The organism is Fontibacillus phaseoli (assembly GCF_003337355.1).
Classification (GTDB): domain Bacteria; phylum Bacillota; class Bacilli; order Paenibacillales; family Paenibacillaceae; genus Fontibacillus; species Fontibacillus phaseoli.
This window is the reverse complement of record NZ_QPJW01000001.1, coordinates 181,636-206,117: the sequence shown is the minus strand read 5'-3', so window position 1 is coordinate 206,117 and position 24,482 is coordinate 181,636. Positions and strand designations below refer to the sequence as shown.

Below are 24,482 nucleotides of genomic sequence, written 5' to 3'. Positions count from 1 at the left end.
GTTAATTTCCCCCCGTCAATAATTTCCGTAACTGAGCCTCGATCACCTGAATGTCATCCCCAAGCAGCGGACGCGGGTCAATGTCGAAATAGCCTTGACGAACCCCGTAGTCCCGCGTATAAATCGCGATTTCACCGTGCTGGAGCCCCGCCGCGACTTCTTTGGCGGTCGTTCCCGCCTGCTGCGGATCGATATGAATACGTCCCCGGTAGATCGCTCGGCCCGCTTCGTCCTGAACGATCGTCACCTTTACGCCGGGGATGTCGTTCAATGGAGACAACGCCTCGAGGGAGGCTTTTTCCTGCTCGCTATTATCCACTTTGACCAGATATTCATCGAGGGCCTGGAGCAGGCCGAAACTCGTTTCCTTGCCTACCTTCATGCTTCTGCCGATGGCGTGCAATTGGACCTTCAGCCAATCGATATAGGTACGTTTTCCCGCTACGATTCCGGATGTCGGCCCTTCAATCGCTTTGGAACCGCTGTAGATCGCGAGATCCGAGCAGGTCACGTATTTGTGCAAATCCTCTTCGGCCGCCGCGTCCACGATGAGCGGAATACCGTTCTTCTGCGCAACGCCCCAGGCCTCCTCGACGGAAATCATGTTTTTTTGGACCGCATGATGCGATTTCACATACAAAATCGCCGCCGTTCTCTCCGAGATGGCATCCTCGATATGCTCGGCCCGGCCTTCGTTGGCGTAGCCGGCTTCCAGCAGCCGCCCGCCGCCCAAATAGACCATCGTTTCTACCGGTGCGCCGTACTGTACGTTATGGCCTTTCAAAATGATGATCTCATTGCGGTGAATGATCTCTTGATGTAGCCGCTCGCTGAGCCGCCGGTTTCCCCGCGTCACGACAGCCGCCACGGACAACGCAATCCCGCTGGAAGCGGAATTGACAATGACGGCCGCCTCGGAACCAAGCGCCTTCGAGATATGATCGCCCGCTTTGTCGACCAGATCGGCGATTTCGACGTAGCTTTGTCCGCCCTGCTTCATCGCTTCCATCACCGTATCGCTCGGCGCGGACACACCCAAAATGCTCATGCGCCCGCTGGCATTGATCACGCGCTTAAGCCCGTATTTCGCATTCAATGAGTTCCCCATTTGCCACAACTCCTTTTGCTTGAATTACTTGCTCCGCTACCCGCCGTTCTCCTTCCGAATCGGTCAACACTAAAGGACCGTTCTCCAGACTGAACAGCGTCAGATTTGCGTTATCCCCTGCCTGGATGCGTCCCAGTTCCGGTTTGCCCAGCCAAGCCGCCGCATGGGCGGTCACCATGGCGATGATTTCTTGGAGGGAATATCCGAGAAGAAGGAACTTGGACAGCACGTTCGCCATGCTGTACACCGGACCGTCCAGCCGATTGCCGCGGTAGATGTCCGTACTGATCGTATCCGGCTCGATGTCTTGGCGTTTGGCCGCTTCGGCCACCCGGAACGAAAAGCTTGCCGTGCCGTGCCCCACGTCCAAATGAACACCGCGCGCCACCGCATCGGTAAGCACCTGGAGCGGATGGCCTTCGGCATCGAACAGGTTATTCGGCTTTCCGTTGAGATAATGCGTTATGATATCTTTTCGCGCCAAAAGCGGAATTACCTCCCGGATGTCCGGCGGCGCCGAACCGATATGAACCATGAGCGGCAGCCCCGTCTCTTCGGACAGCTCCCGCGCTATGCGAAGCGGTTCGATTCCGCTCTCGCCGACCACGCTCCGGCTGATGCGCGCTTTTAAGCCGACGATGGAATCGCCGAATTTGGCGATGGCATGTTTGGCCCGTTCCCGATCGATCCACGCCATTTGCGACAATTCGTCGATGCGAAGCAAGCCGATGCGCGAAATGTTCAGAAACGCCAGCACTTTAGTCTTGGCTTGTTCCCCACTTCGGATCAAGTCCGCAATTCGGTCCGCCCCGCAGCTTCCGGCATCGACGATCGTCGTTACGCCCTGTCGGACGCCGATCTCATCGATCTCGTCCCCGTAAGGATGAAACTCCGGAAACGCATGGACATGCATATCGATCCAGCCGCTGGACACGTACGTGCCGCTGCCGTCATATATCTGCGAAGCGACTCCCTCTCCGGGCGCCGTAATCGCTGCGATGACGCCGTTCTCGATCACGATATCGATCTCTTCCCCGCTCACGCGCTTGACGCGGCGTAAGACAAATGAATCTTTCATGATCTTCACCCTTTTTGGTATAACGTTATAATGTTTACAATAGCACTTCCCTTGTGAGAAGTAAATATAACGTTATAATGTTTGTAGTTTGAATAGACTAGCTCAGGGTCTACCCGGTAGTGATGGATTCCGTCTCGACTTCAAGCTCAAACCCGATTTCAAACATGCGTTTCCATGGAAAATGGAGCCGTTGCAGCCTGATCCGCCCTTCCGAAATGCCCTCGAAATACTGCTCGGCGGCACGGTTCATTTTTTCCTCTAAAATTCCATGCACTTCGTCCAAACAATGTCCGATCACGTAATAGCTTGCGTCCAGGCCGGGTAAATCATTCTTCAGCATATCCTGACGAACTAGGGATTGATAAATGAAATCCTCGACCAGGCGCTCGTAGTAAAATTTCCGGCTCTCCCGGACAATCTCAGGAAAAATCGCTTCGTCCGGACGTTCCAGATAATACGAAACAATCACGAAATGGGCGATCACCGTGCCGAGCGCATTGCCTGATGTATTCCACCCGGCATAAGCGGTCAGACGATCCAGCAGTCCTCTTTGCTTCAAAAGATTCATCAACACCGGATCGCCGCCGTTGCACGTCGCCACGTCGCCCAATGCTACATGCTTGCCCTTGCGCAAATAAGCATCCATCGCTTCGACGATCTCCCGGTAATGAATCTCGGAAAAATAGGAACGATGCCGCTCCTTAAACGGAATCTGCTCCGCCATGCCCGCCTGATCGACAGCCGGGGAATGCACGATCAGCACCAGCGGAGTATCGCCGGAATGATCACCCAGCACGGCCCCGGAGGCGGTCAAATGGGATTTGACGCTTTCGTTCAAGCTCCGATCCTCATACTTCGGCTTGATCAGCGGCCCTTTGGTCGAAGAATAGCGTACGAAAACCTCAGGTTTATACTGTTTCAATCCGCAAAAAATATGCGCGAACATCGTGCAGCCGATCTCGTCGGCTCCAGGATAGATCATCACGCGGTCCATGATGCGCAGTTCCTCGACCCGGCCTATCATCATTTGCTGCTCTTTCGACGAAAATCCATACTCCGAGTTATCATCAAGCGGAATAACCAGGTGGTCGATAATCCCTTCCTGTGCCAGCATCAAATTGTAGTGATTCACCAACTGATTGACTCCCCGGCGCCCGACGAAATCGTCCAGGTAAACCTCCGGAATCAGCGTTTTTAACTCCTCCAGTTCCTGACTCTCATCATTGCTCAACCGGTCGCGTTCCGCTTTGTCGGTCAAATAGCTGTATTTGAAAATCTGGCCGCCATGAAATTTATAGTAATCCGGCTCTTCCTCATCCTTATTGTTGTTCGGCACCCGCATGATCAGATTGAAGGCGTGAATCCGGATTCCCGGATGGCGCTTCTTGATTTCGGCCAGTACGGACAAACGTTCCAAGCATTCCTCAAACGTCAGATGATGCAAGCGGGAAGGCACGATGCCACCGTAAACCAGCAAATCAATAGATACGAGCAAATAGTCCGCTCCCTCGGCTTCGTTCAAAAGCCACTCCCGGACCGCCGCCGTATCGGCCGGCTGTTTTTTTCGGCCCAAAAGCCGGATGTCAGGTACTGCGAGTTCCAGATCGGTCATTTCGGCGAGCCGCTGCGGAAACAAGTAGTTACATGGTCTTTCGTCAAGCGGCAAGTAGACCACTTTTGACATGATAGATTGCTCTCTCCCTCCGGTGGGTTTATTAAGCGCTTTCAATTTTACCTCTACGCTTACTGTAATCTTAGCTCTCTCCGGGTGAAAGAAATATCCCATGAAATTACGATAATATCCGAAAAAAACAGATCGGGGTCCATTAATGAATTCCCCGATCCCATGCCTCCAGCACGAGGATATCCTGCAATTGCGGCGGATCCGGCCAATGAATATATTGCTCTCGCTCCAGCGCTCGCAGCCCTTCGAGAATATCCTCCTTTCTTCTGCCGGTCATGCGTTCCAGTTCGCCCATCATCGGCATCCGCCGCCGCTGGATGGAGAAGTTGAACAAAATCCGCAGCAGCTTGCGGTCGAGATCAGGAAGCATGGCTGCCACGGCCTTTCACAGGCACGAAAGCCAAAATATTGGACTTGCGGAAAGCCCTCGGCTCCCCGGTTTTCAGGCAGGTGGCCCGCACCAGGTCTCCTTTCACCGCATGAACTTCGATCCGCCGCTGCGACACTCGCCCAGCCCGGTCGATGTAAATGATTTCGAGGATTTTTCCAATGTATTTTTCCACCAATACCATCTCCATATAAGAACGTTTGTTTGTATTATATGCGAACATTCGTTCTTTATTCAACAAGAAAAATTTCCGTTTTCAGGGGAGGTATGGAAGCCAAAGCAAGTTTAACAGGGAATTAAATGCGAATGGATGGAATTCCCTTTTCGATGAGGTCGTTTAAAAGAGGAGATATTAACTTAAGTTATATATATGCTGTACAGAAAAATATAAGCTGCGCGGATGAAGCGAGGCAAAACATATGACAAATAAACCCAGGGCGCCAGTGATCCGTACCTGGTCCAAAGTTGCCCCGCCGTAACTAATTGCCGTTTATTCAATTTCCTACAGGAAGGGGTCGAACTTAGATGTGGAGACAAAGAGACCGTTACCGGAGTTGGGGAAAAGGCGTGCTGTGGATCAGCGCGTTTGCCATCCTGCTCGCCTGCGGATATGTGATATATACTTTGTTTTCGGTGTATTGGGGAAAGTAGGCTCGGGATTTCGTGATTTTTCGCTGCCGCGTAATCGGGTTCAGCGCCGACTCATCGTCCCTTGCGCACTTTTCTGCGATCACAGTCAGGATGTCTTAAGCGTGGTTAAAATGTTTTTTTGCAGCCGGTTGAATGCAATCGCCGCTTCCTCGCGGGTTAGAGGCGCTCCCGGACGCGTGCCGTCAAACAAGCCTCCGGCTTTAGCCTCGGCCCAGTCTTTGGCCGCCCATTCGCTGACCTGGTGAATATCCCGTTCCGTCATGTTATGTTCCTCCTTTTCGTGTTGATTGGCCGGGTTGAGATAGTTCGCCTTCATGTCATCCAAGCTCCCCTTGTACTCGTTCAAATCGACGTTTCCCGCGATCCCGGCCACCTTGCCGCTGTCGCTGTACTGCCAGAAGTCCCATCGGTTCCAGGCGGGCACGTCATAGGGAACATTGGAACTGTACCGCGCGACCCAGAGCGGATATTGGCCCAACGAAGGTTGGAATTGCTGAGCGAACGCATTTCCCGTATAGATGATCGGAACGATGCCGGTCAGTTTCTGAACCTCTTTCAAAAAGGCGTCCGCCACAGCATTGATTTGGGATTTGCTTAAACCTGCCGGATTATTTTCGTAGTCCATGACAGGCGGCAGATCGAAGCGAATGCCTGAGGCCTGGATCGTTTTCGCAAAATGCCGCGCCTGTTGTTTGGCGGATTCCAGTATTGCCGCATCCATGAAGTGATACGCGCCGATCAAGAGACCGGCGGCCTTGGCGCCGGAGGCGTTTACTTTAAACTGCGGGTCTACCCAAGCTGTTCCTTGCGTCGCTTTGATAAAAGCAAAAGATATCCCGTCCGCCTTGACTTTAGGCCAGTTGATGCTGCCCTGCCAGCGGGATACGTCGATTCCTTTTGCGTTACGGCTGTTTCGTGCCTGCATCCTCATTTTCCTCCTCGCTGTCTCCGCTTTTGGATTGAAAAATCTTCACCGCGTTCCGCAGCACCCCCGGCATCGGGATGCCCATCCGCCCGACGTTTTCAATGATCGACAAAAGCTCTGTCGCCAGATAAAAAAAGATCACCGCATCCCGGATATAATGACCTTCGCCCAAAATCCCGTCGATCAGATGCGCGATCGATACAAGTATAAATATCGTGACCTTGCGGATAATCCCCTCATGCCCGATCCGGCTACGCAGCTCGCCGTTCATCCACGCCGCCACCCACCCGGTAACCCAGTCCGCAATCACGAAAACGAGCAGCACTTGGAGGAGGATGGAAAAACCGCCTACAGCGTAGCCCAGCACCGCTCCGAAAATAGAGGCCGTGTTGGTGATGATGTTATTGATCTGATCATTCATGTCGGTTGCCTCCTTGTTGATAATTGTATGAAAAATGCCCCCAGGGTTCGGGGGCGCGAAAGTAATGTATAATGTAACTCAATTCTAATATTGGTTTGTGCGCTTTTCGTCCTATAATGTTAAAGAAACCACTATAGAAGAGAATATTGAGATGTTTGTAGATTTAAAACGGTATGTTTCTTAGTCTGTTGGTTGTATAAAATTGAAACCTGTCCATTATTTTCGAGACTTCGCCGAATGTAATGATTATAGATTAATCCAGATACATTGATACTTGAATTTAGTTATCCTGACCCTAATGACCTGGTTTTCACTGGAGCCAGTTTACCGCTAGATTCCCATTGGGTATTTACGTCTTATTGTTAGTAAATTTTTGCCCCCAAAGCACTCATAAGCATTCTCCTTCCTTAGTCATAAGCCCACCAAAAAAAACTGGTGCTAATTAAGTTACCAGGCACGGGTAAACTAAAACCTGAAGAAGTAACAACTAGCGGTCCATCAAATTTATAATCAATTACTGAGTTATTAGTGAATACTAGAATGTCCGCTGCAAAGTTTCCCCCATAATTTATATCACTAGAATAGATGATAATTGTTGATCCGCTTGTCAGAAAAATAACCCTGGGCATAAAAGTTAAACCGATGTAAGTGACAACTGATACCGATGATTGGGTTGAATTCGGCCTTTCTACTATAATAGTGTCAGCAGAACTAATAATTGTCCCTTTTGCAAAACGACCAGATACAGAGATTTGCCCGATCTTAGCTGCTATTGAAGACCAAGTGTCATTTGCGGATGCAGGTACTCCCTTGGCGTTAACCGCATCCGCAATGCTGATTTTAGCATTAACGCCAGATTGAAAAAGATCAGGTGACCATGCGCCCCAAGCACCTGCGTATCTCATACGCATATAAAGCGTAGGTATAGAGTTTTCCAGAACTGTAACTCTTTGCATGCAGAAATTTGTATTAAGGTAACCAAAAACTTCCACATAAAACCAGTTACCTACAACAGGCGTATTATATAATGATGTTCCGAAGTATTGTCCGTTAGTGAACAGACTGTCTAGATCAGTTCCTGATATATCAACGCCTCTTCCTGAATCATCAGTCAGTTTGTGCTTTTGCCAGGGTTTAGCATCTACATATGTTTTTGAGGCTTTATCCGCCAATTGCACAGCAACTTTTCCCATAGCTAACTCCGTAGCTGCAACATTCTCCCGCGTTCCATTCGTCTCATTCGAAAGCTGTACAATCCCCGGAACTGTTAAAGATGCATACGGAATCTCAATAGCATGTAACTCCTCCCGTACCTCGCCCACCGCAGCATCAATCTTATCCCAGTTGTCATTCAGCATCGTCTGGATGTTGAATGTATCGTTCCCGTCCGTGACGGGGTCTTTTTTCAATAAGTTAAGGTTAGGTGTATTGCTAGCCAATGTGACCACCTCCTGCAAATTTGGATAAAGAGATCCGCTCCATGTCCTTGAGCAATAAAACTCCGTGAAGATCTTTGATCAGCAAGTAGCTGAACTCATACTCCACCGCCAGATGCGCCGGTTTGATCTCTTCGATGACCGCTTTCAGGTCGTCCAGATTCGGCGGAACGCCGATCGTATCGACGAACTTGATCGTAAAGCTCCATTCGGCGGGTTGAAAAGTTACGTCGACGGTGCCTCCGTCGTACGCTTCGGCGACGTTCTTGACGAGTCGGCCCGAGAATTGGCCGGCCCCGCGGAGCTTGGATTCGACCAGGGAGCGGCGCTGTTCCAGCGGCTTGGCCCGGTCCGTCGCGATCCCCAACTCGGATTCCCACCGATCCAATCCCCAGGTCGCCGTCCGGACAAAAAACTGATCCAGCGTCTCGTTAAGCGCGTCGTAAAGCGCATCCAGCTCCGCACCCTTGGCGGCCATGTCATATTTTATAATCCGTGAGTTTTCATAGAATCCGGGCAAGTAAGAAAACATCTCGCGTCCGATCGGACTTTCCATGTCATATAAACCCGTCTTCGTCACAACCGGATTCGTCATCATGCCCGCACTACCCATGGATATCCACCGTCCCTAACACGGCGACCTGCCCGGATAAAATCTCGATATTGGCATCGCTTCTGCCGTTTACGGTCAAGTCGGCATAATCCACGATAGGTGGAATATCCAGCAACACCGCCGCGATCCGAGTAAAACGCACAAGCGGATCGGCAAAAGCCAGCGTCTTCAAATAAGCGAGAATCCCGAATTCAATGCTTTTTTGGACCTCATCTCTCGTAGCTCCGGCAGCCAATGTCAAACGAACCGAGAGATGAATAGGCACCTCTTCGGCCGCCATCACCTTCACGACCGGTCCAGCCGGAGCCATCCCTTCCCCTTGTCCGTCCATCGTCGGATCGATGTACTCCTGGACCGCGGTCACGATCTCGGCATTCGCCGCCCGTTTCTCGGCGTCGAGCAGATAGATCCCCACGGTTCCCGGACCGTTCCAGAGCGGCCGCACCTGAACGCCGCCCACACCCGGCACTTCTCCCGCCCACTTCAAATACTGGGCTTTGTTGCCGCTGGTCCCCTGATTGCGAACCTGGGCATAAAAACGCTCCAAGAGCAGTTCATCCGACTCCGTATCGGCTCCTCCGCGGGTTTCCTTCGGGTTCGTTACAGCCGTAATCCCGCCAACCGGCGAGGACATGACCGTAATGACTCCTGCCGGGACGATTCCCATGCGACCAGTCATCGAAGCCCGGATCGATGCAACGCCTAGCCCATCGGCTCCCAAAGCGACGGACTCCGTCGTCTCGAATTCAATCGAAGCTTCGGCCGTAATTTCGTCGGCCGGAGTAGCCACCACGGTACCGGCGGGCACGACCGCCCCCGGCACGCCGGTGAACCGGACAGCTCCAGTCGCCGCAACGGCTGCCCTCCTTGTAATCCCGTGTTCGGCCGCCCTCAGGTTGAGATATTCTCCGTAGGCCGTACCCGCGAACCCCCGCTGCAACACCTGCTGGGCCCAGCCCGCCGCTTCTGCCAGCACGAAGGCCACCGGGGCCTGGGCATCCCAAATAAAAGAACCCTCGGATTTATCGATATCCGAAGGTACCCGCTCCAGCATCCGCTGCATGATCATTTCTTCATTTTTTTCCTGCAAAAAAAGCGGCAGCTCCGCCATCAGCTCACGCTCCCTTCCAAAGTCAATTCTTCATCGTGTATATTCGCAACCCGGCAAGTAAAGGAACACCGTTCCCCCTGCCATTCAAAAACAAAACCCTCCACGCTTGCCGTACGAGGGTCAATCAACAACGTTTCTCTGGCGATCCGCTGGATTTCGCTCTCCTGAACGGCCCGGCTGTAGCCTCTGCCAATGAGTTCCTCGAATTCTTGCCCATAGTCCCGCGAATAAATGAGATGTCTGTAACGCGGCGTGCGGATTGCCTTTTGGCACCACAGGATCCAGGCTTCCGTGCCTTCGGCTCCGGCTATTTTTCGCGTAGGCGTCATAACGAATTCTCCTGCATCAAAATCAAAACGCCAGCTTCTCCCAAAGCGCACGCCCTCATCCTGAACTTCGGACAACTGGTCCGCTCCCCAGGACTGTTCCGTATTTTCCGGAAAAAGATTAGCCACCTCTGCTCACCACCTTGCAAATCACGATTGCGTCATGCCCTCCGTTCAACGGGATCACAAGGACCCGGTCGCCGGGCTTATACTGCAATTTTAGAGACGATTCCTTTGTTTCGGAGGCTTCAAAAGAGTAATTCGCTTTTCCTTGAATGCCGCCTCCTCCGCTATCCTTAAGTCCCGTAACGGTTCCAGCCAATTTCAACTCAGGTAGCTTCAAGGTTCCGGGAAATTCGGCCACATAATAATCCCCGATTTCATGCTTGAACCGATCCAGCTTCAAACCGGAGGATTTAATCGTGCCAAGCTCGACGGCTACGCCGGAGAGAACTTCCTTGGTCTTGTTTACGGCATTGTCCCGTAGAGTAACCGCGAGCGCGGTGAATGGATCAACCGTCAAGAAAATACCTCCTTTTCACGTCCTCGAAAGAAGACAATTCCAGAGTCATATGCCCAGGATCGCCAAGTTGGTGGGTTACCGAGGTAACGATCAATCCCAGCCCGTTAAAATTCACCTTATCGCCGGCTCGAACCGTGTTAAGGTCCGTACAAGATACGGAATAGGAGACTCCTTTTCCCGTAAGCATCGATTCCGCCAGTTTTTTTGCGGCTTCCGTGGTTTTGACGTCGTCATCCTGAACGATTCGCTGAAGTACGCCGAACTTGGCCGTCTCTCCCGAAGCAATAGCGAGGACCTTGGCCGGGGCATCCTCTCCGCTCTCCGTCCCCAGTACCTTGACTCGGGTCACCGTTTCTTCCAGCGTACGGCTCTGCGTCGCCTCTTCGATGCCTTCCAATCGCCAGACGGTTTTGTTGCCGCCGATTTTGAACAGTTCCAGCCCGGAAGCTGTCATCCGCGGGATATACATGTCGCCGCCGGATTTCACTGTCTCCTTCAGGTCGGACATGATCATGCTATAAATCGTTTGGGCGCGATACACCGATTTCTTTAGCCTGGTTTTCGTATCCGGAAGGGACCCCAGCTTGATTTTCCAATCGGTCGCATACTTTTTCAGTCGCTGAGAAGCCGTTCCGCCCGCCGCAAAAAGACACTCATCCTCCGATTTCGCCAGATAGATCGTACAGTCGTAAACCGTAAGGGTCATCTTCTTGATCAGACTGGCCGTGCTGCTGCACTCCCAAACCACGCCGGGATGCAGCAGAGGTACCTGTTTGGTTGCACCGAACGGCACGCCGCTGATCCGGATTTCCTGACCGGGTTCGATCCCCGGAAAATCTCCCGGAATGTTCAAGGTGATGGAGGCCTGATAGGCGATCTGATCCAGCGATTCGGTCAGCGAGATACTCTCGATCAACTCGCGGAGATAATACTTGTTTTGCAGCACCACCTCGTAACTCATGACGGCATCACCAGCTTTTGCCCCGGTTTGATCTTGCCCGGATCTTTGCCGATGATTTTGACATTCGCATTGTAAATGGCCTGCCATTTGGCACTGCTCCCGAGCTCCAGCTTGGCGATTTTGTACAGCGTATCACCGGATTTGACCGTGTAGGTTTTGGCTTTCGGCTTGGTGTCCGGCCGTGATCCTTGTGTTTTCGGAGCAGCTGACGTGTTCGTATGGAACTTCATGTCCCGCCAAGTGCGTGCCGTCACTTCAAAATACACATCCCCCGGCTCTCCGCCTTTAAACGTCGTGTTATGCGCGGAGATCATCACCAGCACGTTGACCGCGGTTTCAGTGATCATCAGCCGAACCGGCGTCTTGCTGTTCATCATCCGGGTGAGCTGATTCATCGCCTCCTGCGGGTCGGGAAGATTCTTGTACTTGCAGTACCCTTTGTCATACGACACCGGAAAAAAAGAAGAGAAGGCGATTTCCTTCACCTTCTCTCCCGCAGGGAATTCGTATTCCCCGAGCGATAAAATATTGACCGTCTCCAACGATTTCCCTCTGGAGATCGTAATTTCTTCGGGATTGACCGGAAAATGAAAATCATTTCCCGCCCCGTCCCTCAAGTGAATATCCACGCACTTCCCTCCTTATCCCATATTCTGCAACTTTAATCGCATTTGATTGGCCATTAACTGGGCAGTAATTATGCTAAGTTCTTCAATGTTGAGTTCGTCTTTGTTGGAGTTAAGCTTAATGGCCCCCTCTGCAAAAGAAACGTTGATAGAAACTTCTTTTTTGCCAGTAGCTTCACTATCAGGTGGTTGTACGCCTATCGGGAAACCAAAGGTGTCATTCCTGAATTTTTCAAATTGTTCCATAGGACTCTCATATTTTTTTGGTTCATATAAATCCAGATAACTTTGAAACGGATCTATCATAAGACTCGGAATTTGAACTTTTGGTGAAGTTATCTTCTTTTCTACAACTGGATCAGGAACAGGAGTTCCCATAATATAACGCTGCGGCTTTTCTGGCCTTGTAACTCCTTGCACGCCAGGGGCCATAACTCGGTCAGAATATACAGTTGGCTCGTGCTCTGAAGTAAATACATCATACAGTCCTCCGCCGATCAATTCTCCGGCACGATCCCCTGCTACACTTAGTGCTAATCCTAATAAAACATTCCCGACTCCTGGAAGTCCAGAACCAAAAAAGACTCCAAGTCCCCCTCCTACCGCACCACCAATCATTCCTCCAATCTTTTCAGCTCTTTCTCTATCTGTTTTAGCAGTAGCAAATTCTGCAATATCAATAGGTGTACTTAAATACCCAAACTTAAGTTTTTTTATCAACTTAGAACCATTATTCTTCAAAAATGGCCATGCAGATCCTTTAACCCAACCTGTAGCAGGTTCAAGATATTTCCATATCTCACTTGGCTTTTTCTTGATATTTTCCCAATAATCCTTAACTGTATTAGTGAATTGTGGTATTTTTTCTTTAAGGATTTTATCCCCTTTACCTTTTATAGCCTCAAAAGACATATCATCCAAAAAACCAGCTATCCACTTTTGCACACTGGATATCTTCTCCGGGATTGATTTAATCCCATTCTTTTTCTCTCCCGTAACTCCGCCCAAGCCCTTCTGGCTACCTTCTAGATTAGCTACCCATCTTAAGTTAATCCTTTGCATAATCTGATTAGGATCTAATATCTCAAGAAAAGCTTGAAAAAAGCTCTCCCCCGCTTTCCTTCCAGCCTCAGCATAAGGCGATTCTTCCTTATCCATCAGTAGCTTTCGATCTTCTTCAGCGAAGTCGATTCTCCGTTTAGGGACCATTTCTTTCGGTGATTCGGCTAGTCCCAATGCTCCCATCATCACATCCTTCAACCCGCTGCCAAGGGCAGTACCGATGGAAGAAGAGATCTTCTGCAAGGTGCCTTGACCTTCTGCGCTTATCCAGTTGTCAAAAGAACCGCCAACCACCCCATCCCAATCCACTGCCTCCACCGAAACCCGCCATGGCCGCATACTGAGGCCGATCAGCGAGCCTTTGATTCTTGCGGCGGCTGCGGTTACGTTGTCCACAAGATGAACCATGGGCCGGACCTTGGTCCGTTGAATTTGCGTAAGAGTTCGCTTCACTTTTTCGGCGGCGGAAGTAAAGCGGTCATCTAACGTGATTTTCGGAGCAATCTTGGTTTTACCTAAAACAGCGGCCCGTCGCTGAGTTTGTTGAAGGAGCTTATCCAAGCTGCGAAGCTTTTTGTCCGTCTTGTCGACCTCATCGCTGTCGACTTCGATTTCCAATCCCAAAATTTCTTTTTTAGCCATATGCCACCTCCTTTCTCCGTACAGCGCTATCTACTTCAAGAGCCTCAAGGCGAAGGAGGCAGAGACATCATCTCCAGCTCCCTCTCCGAAAAAGCTCGAAGCAGCAGGCGCTCTCCTTTGGGAAGAGACCAGAACGCCCCGGGGCGAAGATGATGCCGCGTCCACAAATGGAACAGCAGCGTCGTCATGCCGCCGGAGTCAATCAGTTTTTTACGTCGTCGATGTCCACCCCAAAGCCGGAAATTTCAAGCACCTTGTCGCCCACGGCATCCAGTTCCCCGGCCAACAACAATCGGCGGACGGCTTCTTCGCCGCCGGACAGCTTCAAGCGGCTAATGAGCCGTTCGTCACCCCAACCGCTGAGTTTCACGCTTTGCTCCCCGCCTTGCTCCAGCTTTTTGACGACCTCCAAAGCCGCGGTCGCTTCCTTGATCAAAGCCGCGTTAAACAGCTCGCTGTCGATTTTTTCCGAAACCTGGCCTTTCGTGGTCTTGCGAACCGTGCAACGTTCACGAATCGAATCGACTTTGCTGGAGGTCAGACCCCGCAAGGTGATCCGTAAGCTTAGACGTCCAATAAAAACGGTCTCTTCCGGCAAATTCACTGCCGTCTCGAAGAGACCGTCCAAAATATCCTGTTCATTCAGTTGTTCCGTACTCATTGAATATGTCCTCCTTATTTTGGCTCTCCGTGGAATTAAGACACGACGATAGGATCCAGCAATTCGTACGACTCGAAAGTAAAGGCAGTTTCTTCCGCTACTTCCTCACCTGCGGTCCAGTTGGCGAGCTGGATTTTATCCACCATGCAGTTGTTCAACTGAATACGCTCAAAGCCGTAAGCCTCCGGATCGTCGAGCTTATGGATAATCGAAAACTTCTGGAATTCCCGCGTAATCATATCGGATGAAACTTTGTAGCCGCTCATCGTACCGGTTCCTTTTTTGCGACCCAATTTAAAGACGGTGTAGTCCGTGCCGACAAGATTCAATTCGCGTTTCTCCGCCTCAACGTTAGCTTCCAGATGATTCAGGTTCGACTGCCAAACTCCATCGATAAAAATCTGGCCGAACGTTCCCATGATGATGCGTCCCGGATCAAGATATTGTGCCATTTGCTATTCCCCCTCAAAATTATTGCACGTAAAACGTGCCGAAAATTTGTTCCATCACATCGGTGTCATCCGCCGTCCACGACAGGAATACCTGATCGTCTTCCGGTTGGAATTGCGGCGCGCTGCCGTAAAAACGCGGATCCAGCGTCACATCGAATCCGGTGGACTCGATGACGTTTTCAAGCGCAAGGGTTTGCAAATACTGCTTCCCGGCACTGATCAAGGCAAGTCGTCCCTCTTCGGTGTTGTTCACCTTGCCGATATAATTGTCCTCGGCGGTACGCTGCAAATCAGCGTTGATCTGGTCCAGCACCCGGATTTTGCGAATCTTCTTCCAGCCTTTGTTCTGGCCTTCCCGCAGCGTAACCAGACTGTTCACACCCCGCAACACCTTCACTTTACGCCCGTCATGTACCAGCAAAAAAACACCGTTCTGTACGCCGGACTCCTGCTCGGACCGGGTCCAGCGGCGGGTCACGTCCTCAAAAGGAGCGGCCGCGTAGGTTGAAGATTCCTTCAGGGACTGGCCTGCAATCAGCCCGGCAACCCAAGCCGCCACCTGGGCCGAGGAATAGGACTTGCCGTTCATTTTGGCGCCTGTACCGACGTTTACGATACCTTCATAATCGATGGCCGTACTGCGGGTGACCGCCTTATTAACGGCATCAGCCCCGGTATCTTCGGCCACTGTACCGCCAAGCGTCGCGATTATACCTTTCCCCTCGTTACGGACGCGCTTCAACCAGGCTACAATGCTGGTCCGGAGTGCAGCATCAGTCACGCCGTCAAGCGTAAGCACATGGAAATCCTGCGTCTCGAACGCTTCAGTCGCTTTCACGTAATCACCGTTCGTAATGCCGGAAATACCACTCTCCCCGCGGAAAAATGCCTCGCCGGATACATCCGCGAGCACGCCGTCGGCGATTTTTACCGCTGTGATCCACTTGTTTGCCGCATCGCTGTTAATAGCCTCGACAGCCGTGGTGGCTTCCCCGTCACCGATCGCAATCGTACGAAGCAACGTTCCGTCCTCGTAGAGCTTCAGCTCTTTGGCGTTCGCTACGGACAGGCTCGGTTGAATCGTTATTTTAAAGCCATTGCCCCGTTTGCCCGGGTAAATGGCCTTCAGCACGACGCTGTTCTCGGCTGTTGCCGCCGTATTTTTCAGCGTCAATTCCGCTGCAGCCGCCGAACTGTCGGCGATCCGATAAGCGAGTAGTTTTTTCGGCCCGCCCAGCAAAGCAAAATACAAGGTCGTTAAAGCGGATGCCCCGTCAGACTCATCGTCCGAAAACAGTTCCTTGATCGCGGCTTCATTCGCCACCTCGACAAATTGATTGACTGGCCCCCAATGGGATTTTACCGGGGCAACCACGACGCCGCGCGCGCCCGGCTGAATCGCCGATCCCGCCGCGCTCACGAAATTCATGTACAGGCCGGGAAGCACCGGCTGATTCGTCAAACTCCAATTTCCTCCTGCCATCTTACAGCACCTTCCTTTTCAAAAATTGTTGGACTAGCTGTTTTGCCTCTTGCACGCCGAAGGACTCTTGATGAGCCCCGTGGAGTGCTCCTGTCAGCACTTCGGACTTTACGCCCAAGAGAGACTGGCTATTTTCCGCTAATTCATTAAGCGAATAAACCGGAGTCGTCTTGGATTTGGAAGATTCCTTTTGGGTAGCTTTCAAAGTTTCTCACCTCAAATATGGGATTCATAATGGACGAACTGCATAAGCGGCGGCGCCGCCTCATCGGCCAAAGAAGTCACTCTCCGGCTTAAAGTTACGGTAAGCGGCCCTTCGCCGGTTGCGGCATAACCATCCGCGCTCGCGTTGGTTCTGGTATTCACCTGTGGGGTGATCACCCTTACAAATTTCCGGTCACCCGCCCCAATCGGGATCTTTACCGCCGCCGCCAAGCCCTCAACCAACTGCAATAAAGCTACATGCTCCTGGTTGGAATCTTTGGCTTGGATAAAGGCCGTTGCTTTCTTTTGCAGCTCATAGGCCGACGACCCTCTCGGGGTTGCATCCATTTCGGTAATCCGCCACAGGATCGAAGGAGTCTTCGGCTCTGGCGGCCAGTTGCCGCCGTATACGGACCAATCCGCCTCTAATGCTTGCCGTGTCCAAGCCGCGAGCGCCGTTAGCCACGGATCGCTGGTGATTGGAGTGAGCTCAGCCAAAGGCTTTGGAGATAGCACTGAAAGTTGCAAATTCCGTTGGATCGTATCGCGTTCATCATCGACGATGTCCGTACCGACTTGCCCTTGATAGAATGCAACCCGACTGCTTGTCGCTTCATCTCCTAGTAACTGCTTGTCCAAAGAATTGGCGATGGACGTGGTCAAAAAATCCAGTTCACTGGTAGGAGCATTGATCTTGGAAACGTAAAGGCGGATCTGAAAAAGATACCTCAGCCCCTTCCAAGGATTGCTCCCGCTGTCGCCCTCAAGGGACAGAACTGCATAGGGTTTGACGGGATTGACTCCTTCCGGAACTACCAGATAATAAACCTCTTTCAACTCCGGAATCGACTCGAGCAGTTTGGTTCGAATGACAGTAAGCGTTTGGTCTAGAATGATGTTTCACCTCCTTTCACGGGATGTGGCGAGGTTGTGAGAAATCCTTTTGACCGCTCCATTCAACAAAAAAAAGCCGCCATTAAATCGGCGACTTTGTCTTATTGAGCAGTTTCATCAAATCATGCGTCTCTCACTTGTTTTCCACAATATAAATTTAACACATCATAAGACAGATAGATGGACAGGCATCGGGCCGAAAACGGACAAGAGAGCGGCCATCCATAGGCTAAATGACAACCTAATAGCCTAGCAGAGAATTAGTAGGAAATACCCGTGATAAGTTCAAACTCTCCGGGAGTAATTACTCCGAACGAAACATATTGCCGGAGTTGAGGTTCCTTGGCCCATTTTTTCTCATAGTAGTACTTCAAACGCTCAAAATCGTTTTCAAACATTCGTCGTCCCTCCTTGATTTTCTACGCTCAATAAACGCAGTTCCAAACCAACAATCTGCGCTCCGAGCGCTTCGTTCTGAAGTATAAGCTCTAATGCTTCAAGCTCACGGGCCACCAACTCGGCACCCATGCGATCAAGTTCAGTCGGCCCTTGGGGAAGCGGTCTGGTTAGCTCCTCGATTTCTTCGGGCGAGAGACCTTCTTTCCAATACGTTGAAGGGTTTTGGGCCTCATCTTGCTCTCGTTTCTCCCAAGCTGCCAGATCAAATCGCGGGTGAAAAAGACCGGGTGGAACCGGAATCCCGACGATGTAGCCGACGGGTTGATGGGCTACTTTCTCTTCAATTTTTTCAAATTGGGAATAAAAAGGGACGACACCGGAGAAGGCATCGTCCATGATTGTGTCCTCTATAAAGAGGCCTTCTGAATCTACTTTACTTACTGCTTTCAACGTTATCCCTCCCTTATTACTCTACCAAGAACATGACGCCTTCAAAACTGACGTAATCCGGACCAAAATTAGCAACATTAACATTGCCATTCGGATATACATCAACATATGCAGGTACGATTTGGCCTACATTTGACGACAGTGTGATAAACCGACAAACATTGGCAGGTCGATACCCGACTGGAAGTTTAAAGACAGTAGATACGGCTTTAGCAACGAAAATCCCAGTAACTACGACCATCGAATTTGTATTTTTTTTATAGCGGACAGGATCCGAACCTTGCCCCGCTCCATTTAACAACGTCGGCGTGATCCACCCAGGCGAATCCTTCTCCGCCTTTTTCTGCTCCACCACGCTTACCCGCAGTAAAGCTTCGGCTACTCCAGCAGTCAAGTCACTAATCTGCGCATTTTCATTCGTGGCCAGTGTGCCAGTAAACGGCTGAATCGGTGATTTATCGAGCTTAAGGTAAGTAACGGAATATGTTGCATTTTGATCGAATTCTGTCCATGGTCTGTCTAAATATTCCTTTCCAAATGAGTAAACATCAGTCTTCATATGGCGGAAATCATTTGTTTTTTGATTTTCATTATATACTGTAATAAAGGAATCAACAGAGAAATTTAATTTTGAGCTTAGTGTTGGTTTATGATTAATAACTGCCCACAGATTCTGATTACTTACATTGCTAGGATTTGCCTTCTCACGCAACACAATCCCTGTGCTGACTTCGACAAGGTTATCCCCTTCGAGCAGCGTCAGGCAGCCTTCCGAAACGACTGGTTCGACGGTTTCCTTTGCGAGACGGTATAGGATCTGATAGGGTGTCCACCTAGAATTAATTACGGTTGTCGGCAAAATATAGCCAGAATTTCCAGAACCAGCCTCAAAAACACCTATCTTTGAGGTAGTAATAGGAGTTCCAATTCCGACATAGCGTTTAAGCCATCCCTTGGTTCCGATCCCGCTATATTGTTCATAGGTTGTATTCCAAGTTTCCTGAGATGTCATCACCCACCCGTTAAAATATGCCTTAATCTCGTCCTCTATCGGCACATACGAGATTTTGTAATTAACGACGAGTTTCTTCCCCGAGGCCGGAGCTGCCGCGACTGTAAATTCCCGCTCGTTGACGGATGTTACACTAACGGGAGTGTTGTCGACTCTCGCTGTCACAGTTTCCGACATAACCCAAAGCCCCGTTGGTGGTGCTGGCAACATAAATTTTACCGTGGAACCATCTCCGTTGAACTCATAGACTGCATCTGCTTCACCCCATCCGCTATCCGAGTTACTCACGGACAAATAAAGATAATTGTCAAATACAATAGCGAGGTCGCCGGAAATCCAGTTGTCAGGAAGAGTGTTCTTCAAGGGGGCGCCATTGTACTTTACGACAGTTTGAGAATAGGTTTTCGCATTTGGCAGGGGACAGGCGAAAACTTTATATCCCGGTCGAGCTTGCGCCGACAGCCATCCGGAGAAATTATTTAAAGTTTTCTTGCCCCACTTTGCCAATCTGAAATATTGCCCCTCTTTCTCGAACAATACGTCGGGATCACTCCCGTCGACTGGACTCGCGTGTAATTCAGTGTGGAATGCGAGCATTGTGTCCCAGCGTGGTTTGAACGGCTTACTATTGGATCCGATAACGAGCATCGGATTATTAAACTTGACGACATTAGGTGATGTATCAGTATTCACATAAACACGTAAATACTTTGTTCCGGATGGCGTTGTAAAAGTATTCATTAAGTAATCAGGAACAACAGCTATTTTTGCCTCGTTGATTGCGATCGCATACAATTTATTGGACTCACTATTCTCTCCGGATAATGAATAGGTTTCCTTCTCAACAGCTGGGATATCGACCTCGAACCAGAATCCCGCTCCCTGCTCCCCCTGCGTTTCAAGTGAGTAGGGGCCTGTGATTTTCGATCTTCCCTCGGTATTTGCATTCCGCCACTCATAAAACGGCGGCAGCAAATTTTCCCCGTATCGGATTGCGTACGGATTATCAACACCGATCATACCGGTCGATATATACGGGTACTTCGCGGCGACTTGCTCAGGAGTCATCCCGTCAAGTGCGGCATATTCGCTCGACGATATTTCGTATATCCTTAATGCATCAGCATTTCCTGCGTACCCCGACGGACCTACGAATACAGCTCCGAAATATACTGCCGTAGCTCCGGGAACTGCGTTCCGTGGCACTCGAAAAAATACAGTTTTAAACTTGTCTCCCGTTGAACTTTGTATAATTTCCGAGGTTATTTCCTTCCCTAACTCAGCCACTCTAATTCGGGCCTGGATACCGCTAGGTACTTTTAATGCCCCTACTGCAACGTAACATTTACCCGGATCATATTCTACTCTTTGATAAAGGTCGGCGTACGGATCTCCTTGAGATATCGTCACCTTAATACTGGAATTCCCTTCAACCTTGCTGGTCGTATCGAGCGAAAACCTTCCGTCGTTAGGCCACGATTGAAGTGATTCACATCCTCCCCAAGAAAGAAGATTAATCAAAGTCCGCCCCTTAATCTCCCCCAGCCGAAAGCGGGAATCCCTCTTGGCGTTGATCACCTGCAGCCCGGGCTGCAAGGTGATGTCTTCATATTCGGCGATATTTAGACGGTCCTCCAACATCGAAATTTCCGTGCCCTGGCTATTGATTTCGCTTCCCAGCGCGTTCATGTCCTGCGGCTGTACGGTGTCGTGCAGGTTCCAATCGGTTTTTGCCATTTAGGAAGCAACCTCCTTTACTTGAATGGTGTGGAGCAGCAAGGTGTCCGAGGCGATCGGCACATAGACTTCGTTCGTGCTGAGCGGTTGCCCCGAGGCATCGGCCAGCTCGATTTTGGTCACGAGCTCGACTCGTGAAGCGGAAATCATGTACTGCATCCCGATGGTGGACTCGTTCACCTGCTTGACCGTGAAATCGGTGATTTCCACGGTATCGTTCAATATCACTTTGGCTATTTTTGCGTTAGTATAATTTGCGATTTCGTTGAGAAAAGAACTGTTCATCATTTTACCGTCACCTCCGGACCCAGCTCGGTAAAGGCTTTGTCGCCCAATCTCCAAGTCCCGTCCAATTTGTAGACCCAATTAATCGGCCGTGCGGAGATTTCTTCTTGGAAAGCAATGACATCGCCAAGCGAAGTCTTCTGCCGGTAGATCAGATTCGCCGGCTTAATGACGCTTACGGTTCGTTCCACTTCCTTGAACACATCCGCGTTGTCGATATTCGCCGTAACCGTCAACACATAGTTGGCGTGATCGACGCCGACCAAAGTCATCCCGCTGCCCACCAAAAAATCCAGCCGTTGCTGCAAATAACGCATCGTAAACGGCGGCTTGGTGGAGTAACGGTTAATCAGGCGTTTTCGCCGGAATTCAAGACTTTCCGTTTGGGGATCAGCCTGAATGCCGAGCATTTTCTCGCGGCGCTTGATGGCCTGTTCGGAGGCAGACAACACGAACTGATCGTCCAGCAGCCGGTCCATAGCTTCCTGGACTTCAATCAATTCCTGCGATTCCACCTGAGTCAATTCCACTAGGTCCACTATATCGTGATAAAATTCCGGCAAATATTCCATCAGTCTATTCACTAAGTACGACCTCCCCGAGAACAGGGATTTGCTCGCTCCCCAAGACCAGATTGCCGGAAGAGCCGTTCAGCGTCGTTTTGGAAACATCGACTACACCGGGGACGGTCAACATCCGTGCCTCCAACTGGGCGACACGTACAACAAGCGCCGACTCGGCCGCCCAATTTTGCCGGAGCTGGAGCAGGTAAGAAGCCATAGAAGCTTCGATGTCGCTGCGTACCTGCCCGATGGTTGTCCCGGCGGCCAGCGTAACCACAGCCGAAACCGCAACGGCCACCCCTCCGGCCCCGGTGATCGTGACCCGGTGCCCGATCGGCGCCAGCCCGATGCCTTGGCCTCCGTTTACTTCCGGGTCGATCCGGGTCTGTACTTCAGCGATCAATGCCGCGGACGGCGGTGCATAATCGGTGGTAATGATGGTGGCTTTAACGGTGCCTCCGCCGTCCCATGCCGGAAATATTTTGACGCCGCCCACCCCGTCGATCGCATTCAGCTTTTGCTTGTAATCCGCGACATTGCCGCCAAACGGCTGCTCATTCACATATTCCAGATAGCGCTGGCGCAAAGCTTCATCGGTTTCGGCATCCTCTCCGGGCACCAGCAATTCGGAAAGCTCCGCGCGAGCCAGTCCTTCCACGTAGTCGACCGGCAGCAGCGTACCGTAATCACGGTTACCCAACGTGCCGGCCGTTTCGCATTCCAGCATCCATTCCGCAGACGATATTTTACCGATCACCGTATAATTCACCTCATTCAATGAAAAGCGGGTGCCGATCGGCACATCCAAGGGAATGCTCCCCGATGCGAAAAAAAGACCTTTTCGCTTAGACGTTGTAGCCGCTTCCCGCTGGATTCCGAACTCCTGCGTGCGGCGATCCAAAAATTCGCCGGTAGCCGTATCGGCAAAAGATAGATTTTGATTGCTTTCCAGTTCAATATACATTTGCGCCAATTCCGCGGCAGCGGGAGCCAATGCATCATAGATAATACTGCCGGGGCGTCTGTCTATCGAGTCCGGAACCCTCCCGAGCATGCGGGACAGAATCGCTTCAAAAGATTCATGTTCAACCATGGGCGTTCACCTCCGTTCTAAAGTCGCCAAAAATCGTATGCACCGTGAAGCCGGCGACGGCTTCATCCCCAGTGATGGCGATTTCAAAGTCCAAAACCTCGGATATCCGATCATCCTGAAGCAGAGCTTCGGTAATCCGCCGCTTGAGCTCGGCCCGAACATAACCTGACGGTCGTCCGATCAAGCCCCAGCTTTCGAATCCGTAATTGCTGTCATAAATAATATGGGCGAACCTCTCCGTTTGAAAGATTTTAAGACACGCTTGCTTAACCGCATCCAGGCCATCGGTGAATCCGGCGATCTTTTTGCGCTGAAGATCTAAATGATAGGTCCGGCTGGTTTCCCGGACAATTTGCATCTCGCCGGTCAAACTGCTGCCGATCGGAATCATGGCTTCACCACCTTGTCCCATACGACGTATTTTTGACCGCCTTGGACGCGAAGCAGCAGCACGACATCCCCTTTTTGCAAACCGGCCCGGATCACGATCTTATCGGTCAATGCCTCCTTCGTCGCTTCACTGCCGGGAAGAAGATGAGTGTGCTTCAAGTCCAGTTCATACCTTTGCAGAGATTCCGTTAAAATCAAAAAATCCTCATCAAACGTGAACCGTTGATCCACGTTCACTTCGAGAGGATGAGCGCGGGTTACCGTCCCGAACAGGACGGCCACCGGATTGCCGGCGCCAACCGCTTCACTGCCAAGCTTTCGTATTTTATCGCCAAGCGCCATCATATCACCTTCAATTCCATGCTAATCGTGTACTCTTCGCCGCTAAAACTGTGCGAGCATTCGTCCACCAAAAAATACTGGTCGATGCCTAATGCCGCGATATGAACGGCGATATAGGAACCAGCGCGAACCGTAGGATTTCCCAGTGCATCCAGCTTCAGTTTTTTAGTTTCCCGGTTTTTCAACTGGCTGAGCGTGTCGAGCAATTGCGCAATCTGTGCCTCGTTTTTGTTGGCATCTATTTTTTGCAGCAGTTGCAGCCGTCCCCATTTGGCAATATTGTCGCTGTCCTGGGATACATAAATGTCCTTGCCGCCGGTTTCCTGATTTTCCCGAACCAGCTTGATGCGGTTATACGTGTCGTTATCGATGCTTTTTTCGTAAGAATACCCGTACATCAGACTTTCCTCGCCGATGACAAGATCCAGTCGCATCTCCTTTGCATCCCGCAAGGCCAAAGCGCCAAAATCGTCATAAAAATTATAAATAATGCCCGTGTTGACGACCGTATGGTCCAATGCTTTACAGATCGTATCGATCAATTTCTGATCCTCGATCAGGGATTCAATCTTGTATTTCGTATCGGCAATATGGCCCCATTTCAGGCCAAAATCGTCGGCGATCCGTTTTATGACCGCGGCGGCGGTAATGTTTTTAAGCACATACGTTTCGCTGGAGGACAAGTACCGGATCTGGTCGTAGCATTTCACGCTGATCTGCTCTTCTTGACTGCTGCCTATCGTAAATACATATCCGTAAAAAATCGGCGCCCCGTCCCATTTGGAACGGACCACATCCCCGTTTTCGATCTTCAGGTTGTCGTCGGCAATCAGCGAAAAATCAAAACTGCCCGGCTTGCCGATCCGGGATGTTTTCCAGGAGGCATCGCTGACGAGCTCGGAGATGTCCCATACGGTTCCGTCTTTGTTGTCGAGCAAAACTTCAAGCATATGAATCTCCCC

At 50.8% G+C, this 24,482-nt stretch carries 30 protein-coding genes; 1 reads left to right on the top strand and 29 read right to left on the bottom strand.

The annotated features are described in order from the left end of the window. Position 1: 1 nt before the first annotated feature. From DFP94_RS01025 to DFP94_RS01005, 5 genes are all read right to left on the bottom strand, one after another. A complete protein-coding gene (locus DFP94_RS01025; protein ID WP_114494591.1) occupies positions 2 to 1,108 on the bottom strand; it encodes a DgaE family pyridoxal phosphate-dependent ammonia lyase in 1,107 nt (368 codons plus the stop codon). Then, the gene (locus DFP94_RS01020) at positions 1,074 to 2,186 is read right to left on the bottom strand and encodes an amidohydrolase/deacetylase family metallohydrolase (RefSeq protein ID WP_114494590.1); all 1,113 of its coding nucleotides are present in this window, start codon (positions 2,184 to 2,186) and stop codon (positions 1,074 to 1,076) included. Before DFP94_RS01020 ends, DFP94_RS01025 begins: the two co-directional genes overlap by 35 nt. Before the next feature lie 109 nt (positions 2,187 to 2,295). Further along, complete coding sequence (locus DFP94_RS01015; RefSeq protein WP_114494589.1) at positions 2,296 to 3,870, bottom strand: DUF4127 family protein; 1,575 nt, start codon at positions 3,868 to 3,870, stop codon at positions 2,296 to 2,298. A 142-nt stretch (positions 3,871 to 4,012) separates the two neighbouring features. After that, entirely contained in the window at positions 4,013 to 4,240 is a 228-nt protein-coding gene (locus tag DFP94_RS01010) for a hypothetical protein (RefSeq protein ID WP_114494588.1), read from the bottom strand. Further along, the gene (locus DFP94_RS01005) at positions 4,230 to 4,442 is read right to left on the bottom strand and encodes a hypothetical protein (RefSeq protein WP_425459235.1); all 213 of its coding nucleotides are present in this window, start codon (positions 4,440 to 4,442) and stop codon (positions 4,230 to 4,232) included. Before DFP94_RS01005 ends, DFP94_RS01010 begins: the two co-directional genes overlap by 11 nt. 341 nt (positions 4,443 to 4,783) lie before the next feature. Here DFP94_RS01005 and DFP94_RS26250 point away from each other — a divergent pair, with 341 nt between their 5' ends. Then, entirely contained in the window at positions 4,784 to 4,909 is a 126-nt protein-coding gene (locus DFP94_RS26250) for a hypothetical protein (RefSeq protein ID WP_281269459.1), read from the top strand. A gap of 85 nt (positions 4,910 to 4,994) precedes the next feature. Here the strand turns inward: DFP94_RS26250 and DFP94_RS01000 are convergent, their stop codons facing one another. The 24 genes from DFP94_RS01000 to DFP94_RS00885 all read right to left on the bottom strand — a co-directional run bounded on the left by DFP94_RS01000 (position 4,995) and on the right by DFP94_RS00885 (position 24,470). Further along, positions 4,995 to 5,834: a glycoside hydrolase family 25 protein gene (locus tag DFP94_RS01000; protein WP_114494587.1), complete on the bottom strand. Its 840-nt coding sequence runs from the start codon at positions 5,832 to 5,834 to the stop codon at positions 4,995 to 4,997. Then, positions 5,812 to 6,255, bottom strand: a complete 444-nt coding sequence (locus DFP94_RS00995; protein ID WP_114494586.1) for a phage holin family protein — start codon at positions 6,253 to 6,255, stop codon at positions 5,812 to 5,814. Before DFP94_RS00995 ends, DFP94_RS01000 begins: the two co-directional genes overlap by 23 nt. A 407-nt stretch (positions 6,256 to 6,662) precedes the next feature. After that, positions 6,663 to 7,694: a pyocin knob domain-containing protein gene (locus DFP94_RS00990; protein WP_114494585.1), complete on the bottom strand. Its 1,032-nt coding sequence runs from the start codon at positions 7,692 to 7,694 to the stop codon at positions 6,663 to 6,665. Next, positions 7,687 to 8,304, bottom strand: a complete 618-nt coding sequence (locus DFP94_RS00985) for a YmfQ family protein (protein WP_425459221.1) — start codon at positions 8,302 to 8,304, stop codon at positions 7,687 to 7,689. Before DFP94_RS00985 ends, DFP94_RS00990 begins: the two co-directional genes overlap by 8 nt. Then, on the bottom strand, positions 8,297 to 9,415 hold the full coding sequence (locus tag DFP94_RS00980) for a baseplate J/gp47 family protein (protein ID WP_114494584.1): 1,119 nt from the start codon (positions 9,413 to 9,415) through the stop codon (positions 8,297 to 8,299). Before DFP94_RS00980 ends, DFP94_RS00985 begins: the two co-directional genes overlap by 8 nt. Beyond that, positions 9,415 to 9,870 carry a DUF2634 domain-containing protein gene (locus tag DFP94_RS00975; protein ID WP_114494583.1) on the bottom strand — a complete coding sequence of 152 codons (456 nt, stop codon included), beginning with the start codon at positions 9,868 to 9,870 and terminating at the stop codon, positions 9,415 to 9,417. The genes DFP94_RS00980 and DFP94_RS00975 overlap by 1 nt, the downstream gene beginning before the upstream one ends. After that, on the bottom strand, positions 9,863 to 10,264 hold the full coding sequence (locus DFP94_RS00970; protein ID WP_114494582.1) for a hypothetical protein: 402 nt from the start codon (positions 10,262 to 10,264) through the stop codon (positions 9,863 to 9,865). The genes DFP94_RS00975 and DFP94_RS00970 overlap by 8 nt, the downstream gene beginning before the upstream one ends. After that, entirely contained in the window at positions 10,254 to 11,225 is a 972-nt protein-coding gene (locus DFP94_RS00965; protein WP_114494581.1) for an XkdQ/YqbQ family protein, read from the bottom strand. Before DFP94_RS00965 ends, DFP94_RS00970 begins: the two co-directional genes overlap by 11 nt. Then, complete coding sequence (locus tag DFP94_RS00960; protein WP_114494580.1) at positions 11,222 to 11,854, bottom strand: LysM peptidoglycan-binding domain-containing protein; 633 nt, start codon at positions 11,852 to 11,854, stop codon at positions 11,222 to 11,224. The genes DFP94_RS00965 and DFP94_RS00960 overlap by 4 nt, the downstream gene beginning before the upstream one ends. 12 nt (positions 11,855 to 11,866) lie before the next feature. Then, a complete protein-coding gene (locus DFP94_RS00955; protein WP_114494579.1) occupies positions 11,867 to 13,555 on the bottom strand; it encodes a hypothetical protein in 1,689 nt (562 codons plus the stop codon). A 202-nt stretch (positions 13,556 to 13,757) separates the two neighbouring features. Then, complete coding sequence (locus DFP94_RS00950) at positions 13,758 to 14,216, bottom strand: phage tail assembly chaperone (protein ID WP_114494578.1); 459 nt, start codon at positions 14,214 to 14,216, stop codon at positions 13,758 to 13,760. A 35-nt stretch (positions 14,217 to 14,251) separates the two neighbouring features. After that, on the bottom strand, positions 14,252 to 14,668 hold the full coding sequence (locus DFP94_RS00945) for a phage tail tube protein (protein ID WP_114494577.1): 417 nt from the start codon (positions 14,666 to 14,668) through the stop codon (positions 14,252 to 14,254). 19 nt (positions 14,669 to 14,687) lie between these two features. After that, positions 14,688 to 16,151 (bottom strand): phage tail sheath family protein, encoded by a 1,464-nt coding sequence (locus tag DFP94_RS00940; protein ID WP_114494576.1) that lies wholly within the window; start codon positions 16,149 to 16,151, stop codon positions 14,688 to 14,690. Between the two features lies 1 nt (position 16,152). After that, positions 16,153 to 16,356: a YqzN/YkzM domain-containing protein gene (locus DFP94_RS00935; RefSeq protein ID WP_114494575.1), complete on the bottom strand. Its 204-nt coding sequence runs from the start codon at positions 16,354 to 16,356 to the stop codon at positions 16,153 to 16,155. Between the two features lie 11 nt (positions 16,357 to 16,367). Further along, positions 16,368 to 17,192 carry a hypothetical protein gene (locus DFP94_RS00930; RefSeq protein WP_114494574.1) on the bottom strand — a complete coding sequence of 275 codons (825 nt, stop codon included), beginning with the start codon at positions 17,190 to 17,192 and terminating at the stop codon, positions 16,368 to 16,370. Positions 17,193 to 17,509: 317 nt separating this feature from the next. Continuing rightward, a complete protein-coding gene (locus DFP94_RS00925) occupies positions 17,510 to 17,647 on the bottom strand; it encodes an XkdX family protein (protein ID WP_114494573.1) in 138 nt (45 codons plus the stop codon). Further along, positions 17,640 to 18,098, bottom strand: a complete 459-nt coding sequence (locus tag DFP94_RS00920; RefSeq protein WP_114494572.1) for a hypothetical protein — start codon at positions 18,096 to 18,098, stop codon at positions 17,640 to 17,642. Before DFP94_RS00920 ends, DFP94_RS00925 begins: the two co-directional genes overlap by 8 nt. Positions 18,099 to 18,114: 16 nt before the next feature. Further along, positions 18,115 to 20,847 carry a hypothetical protein gene (locus DFP94_RS00915; RefSeq protein WP_114494571.1) on the bottom strand — a complete coding sequence of 911 codons (2,733 nt, stop codon included), beginning with the start codon at positions 20,845 to 20,847 and terminating at the stop codon, positions 18,115 to 18,117. After that, entirely contained in the window at positions 20,848 to 21,135 is a 288-nt protein-coding gene (locus DFP94_RS00910; RefSeq protein WP_114494570.1) for a ketopantoate hydroxymethyltransferase, read from the bottom strand. After that, positions 21,132 to 21,716, bottom strand: coding sequence for a putative phage tail protein (locus DFP94_RS00905; protein WP_245954409.1), 585 nt, complete (start codon positions 21,714 to 21,716; stop codon positions 21,132 to 21,134). The genes DFP94_RS00910 and DFP94_RS00905 overlap by 4 nt, the downstream gene beginning before the upstream one ends. Then, positions 21,709 to 22,788, bottom strand: a complete 1,080-nt coding sequence (locus tag DFP94_RS00900) for a baseplate J/gp47 family protein (RefSeq protein ID WP_114494569.1) — start codon at positions 22,786 to 22,788, stop codon at positions 21,709 to 21,711. The genes DFP94_RS00905 and DFP94_RS00900 overlap by 8 nt, the downstream gene beginning before the upstream one ends. Then, positions 22,781 to 23,179 (bottom strand): DUF2634 domain-containing protein, encoded by a 399-nt coding sequence (locus DFP94_RS00895; RefSeq protein WP_114494568.1) that lies wholly within the window; start codon positions 23,177 to 23,179, stop codon positions 22,781 to 22,783. Before DFP94_RS00895 ends, DFP94_RS00900 begins: the two co-directional genes overlap by 8 nt. After that, positions 23,176 to 23,523: a DUF2577 domain-containing protein gene (locus tag DFP94_RS00890; protein ID WP_114494567.1), complete on the bottom strand. Its 348-nt coding sequence runs from the start codon at positions 23,521 to 23,523 to the stop codon at positions 23,176 to 23,178. Before DFP94_RS00890 ends, DFP94_RS00895 begins: the two co-directional genes overlap by 4 nt. Further along, a complete protein-coding gene (locus DFP94_RS00885) occupies positions 23,520 to 24,470 on the bottom strand; it encodes an XkdQ/YqbQ family protein (RefSeq protein WP_114494566.1) in 951 nt (316 codons plus the stop codon). Before DFP94_RS00885 ends, DFP94_RS00890 begins: the two co-directional genes overlap by 4 nt. Positions 24,471 to 24,482 lie beyond the last annotated feature (12 nt).

What these genes read in the sequence shown, in the direction of transcription:
- DFP94_RS01015 (WP_114494589.1), bottom strand. Translation starts at nt 3,870, where the DNA reads ATGTCAAAAGTGGTCTACTTGCCGCTTGACGAAAGACCATGTAACTAC.
- DFP94_RS00925 (WP_114494573.1), bottom strand. Translation starts at nt 17,647, where the DNA reads ATGTTTGAAAACGATTTTGAGCGTTTGAAGTACTACTATGAGAAAAAA.
- DFP94_RS00985 (WP_425459221.1), bottom strand. Translation starts at nt 8,304, where the DNA reads ATGGGTAGTGCGGGCATGATGACGAATCCGGTTGTGACGAAGACGGGT.
- DFP94_RS00885 (WP_114494566.1), bottom strand. Translation starts at nt 24,470, where the DNA reads ATGCTTGAAGTTTTGCTCGACAACAAAGACGGAACCGTATGGGACATC.
- DFP94_RS01010 (WP_114494588.1), bottom strand. Translation starts at nt 4,240, where the DNA reads ATGCTTCCTGATCTCGACCGCAAGCTGCTGCGGATTTTGTTCAACTTC.
- DFP94_RS00895 (WP_114494568.1), bottom strand. Translation starts at nt 23,179, where the DNA reads ATGATTCCGATCGGCAGCAGTTTGACCGGCGAGATGCAAATTGTCCGG.
- DFP94_RS01000 (WP_114494587.1), bottom strand. Translation starts at nt 5,834, where the DNA reads ATGCAGGCACGAAACAGCCGTAACGCAAAAGGAATCGACGTATCCCGC.
- DFP94_RS00995 (WP_114494586.1), bottom strand. Translation starts at nt 6,255, where the DNA reads ATGAATGATCAGATCAATAACATCATCACCAACACGGCCTCTATTTTC.
- DFP94_RS01025 (WP_114494591.1), bottom strand. Translation starts at nt 1,108, where the DNA reads ATGGGGAACTCATTGAATGCGAAATACGGGCTTAAGCGCGTGATCAAT.
- DFP94_RS00910 (WP_114494570.1), bottom strand. Translation starts at nt 21,135, where the DNA reads ATGATGAACAGTTCTTTTCTCAACGAAATCGCAAATTATACTAACGCA.
- DFP94_RS00940 (WP_114494576.1), bottom strand. Translation starts at nt 16,151, where the DNA reads ATGGCAGGAGGAAATTGGAGTTTGACGAATCAGCCGGTGCTTCCCGGC.
- DFP94_RS00950 (WP_114494578.1), bottom strand. Translation starts at nt 14,216, where the DNA reads ATGAGTACGGAACAACTGAATGAACAGGATATTTTGGACGGTCTCTTC.
- DFP94_RS00955 (WP_114494579.1), bottom strand. Translation starts at nt 13,555, where the DNA reads ATGGCTAAAAAAGAAATTTTGGGATTGGAAATCGAAGTCGACAGCGAT.
- DFP94_RS00915 (WP_114494571.1), bottom strand. Translation starts at nt 20,847, where the DNA reads ATGGCAAAAACCGATTGGAACCTGCACGACACCGTACAGCCGCAGGAC.
- DFP94_RS01020 (WP_114494590.1), bottom strand. Translation starts at nt 2,186, where the DNA reads ATGAAAGATTCATTTGTCTTACGCCGCGTCAAGCGCGTGAGCGGGGAA.
- DFP94_RS00900 (WP_114494569.1), bottom strand. Translation starts at nt 22,788, where the DNA reads ATGGTTGAACATGAATCTTTTGAAGCGATTCTGTCCCGCATGCTCGGG.
- DFP94_RS00980 (WP_114494584.1), bottom strand. Translation starts at nt 9,415, where the DNA reads ATGGCGGAGCTGCCGCTTTTTTTGCAGGAAAAAAATGAAGAAATGATC.
- DFP94_RS00965 (WP_114494581.1), bottom strand. Translation starts at nt 11,225, where the DNA reads ATGAGTTACGAGGTGGTGCTGCAAAACAAGTATTATCTCCGCGAGTTG.
- DFP94_RS26250 (WP_281269459.1), top strand. Translation starts at nt 4,784, where the DNA reads ATGTGGAGACAAAGAGACCGTTACCGGAGTTGGGGAAAAGGCGTGCTG.
- DFP94_RS00945 (WP_114494577.1), bottom strand. Translation starts at nt 14,668, where the DNA reads ATGGCACAATATCTTGATCCGGGACGCATCATCATGGGAACGTTCGGC.
- DFP94_RS01005 (WP_425459235.1), bottom strand. Translation starts at nt 4,442, where the DNA reads ATGGTATTGGTGGAAAAATACATTGGAAAAATCCTCGAAATCATTTAC.
- DFP94_RS00890 (WP_114494567.1), bottom strand. Translation starts at nt 23,523, where the DNA reads ATGATGGCGCTTGGCGATAAAATACGAAAGCTTGGCAGTGAAGCGGTT.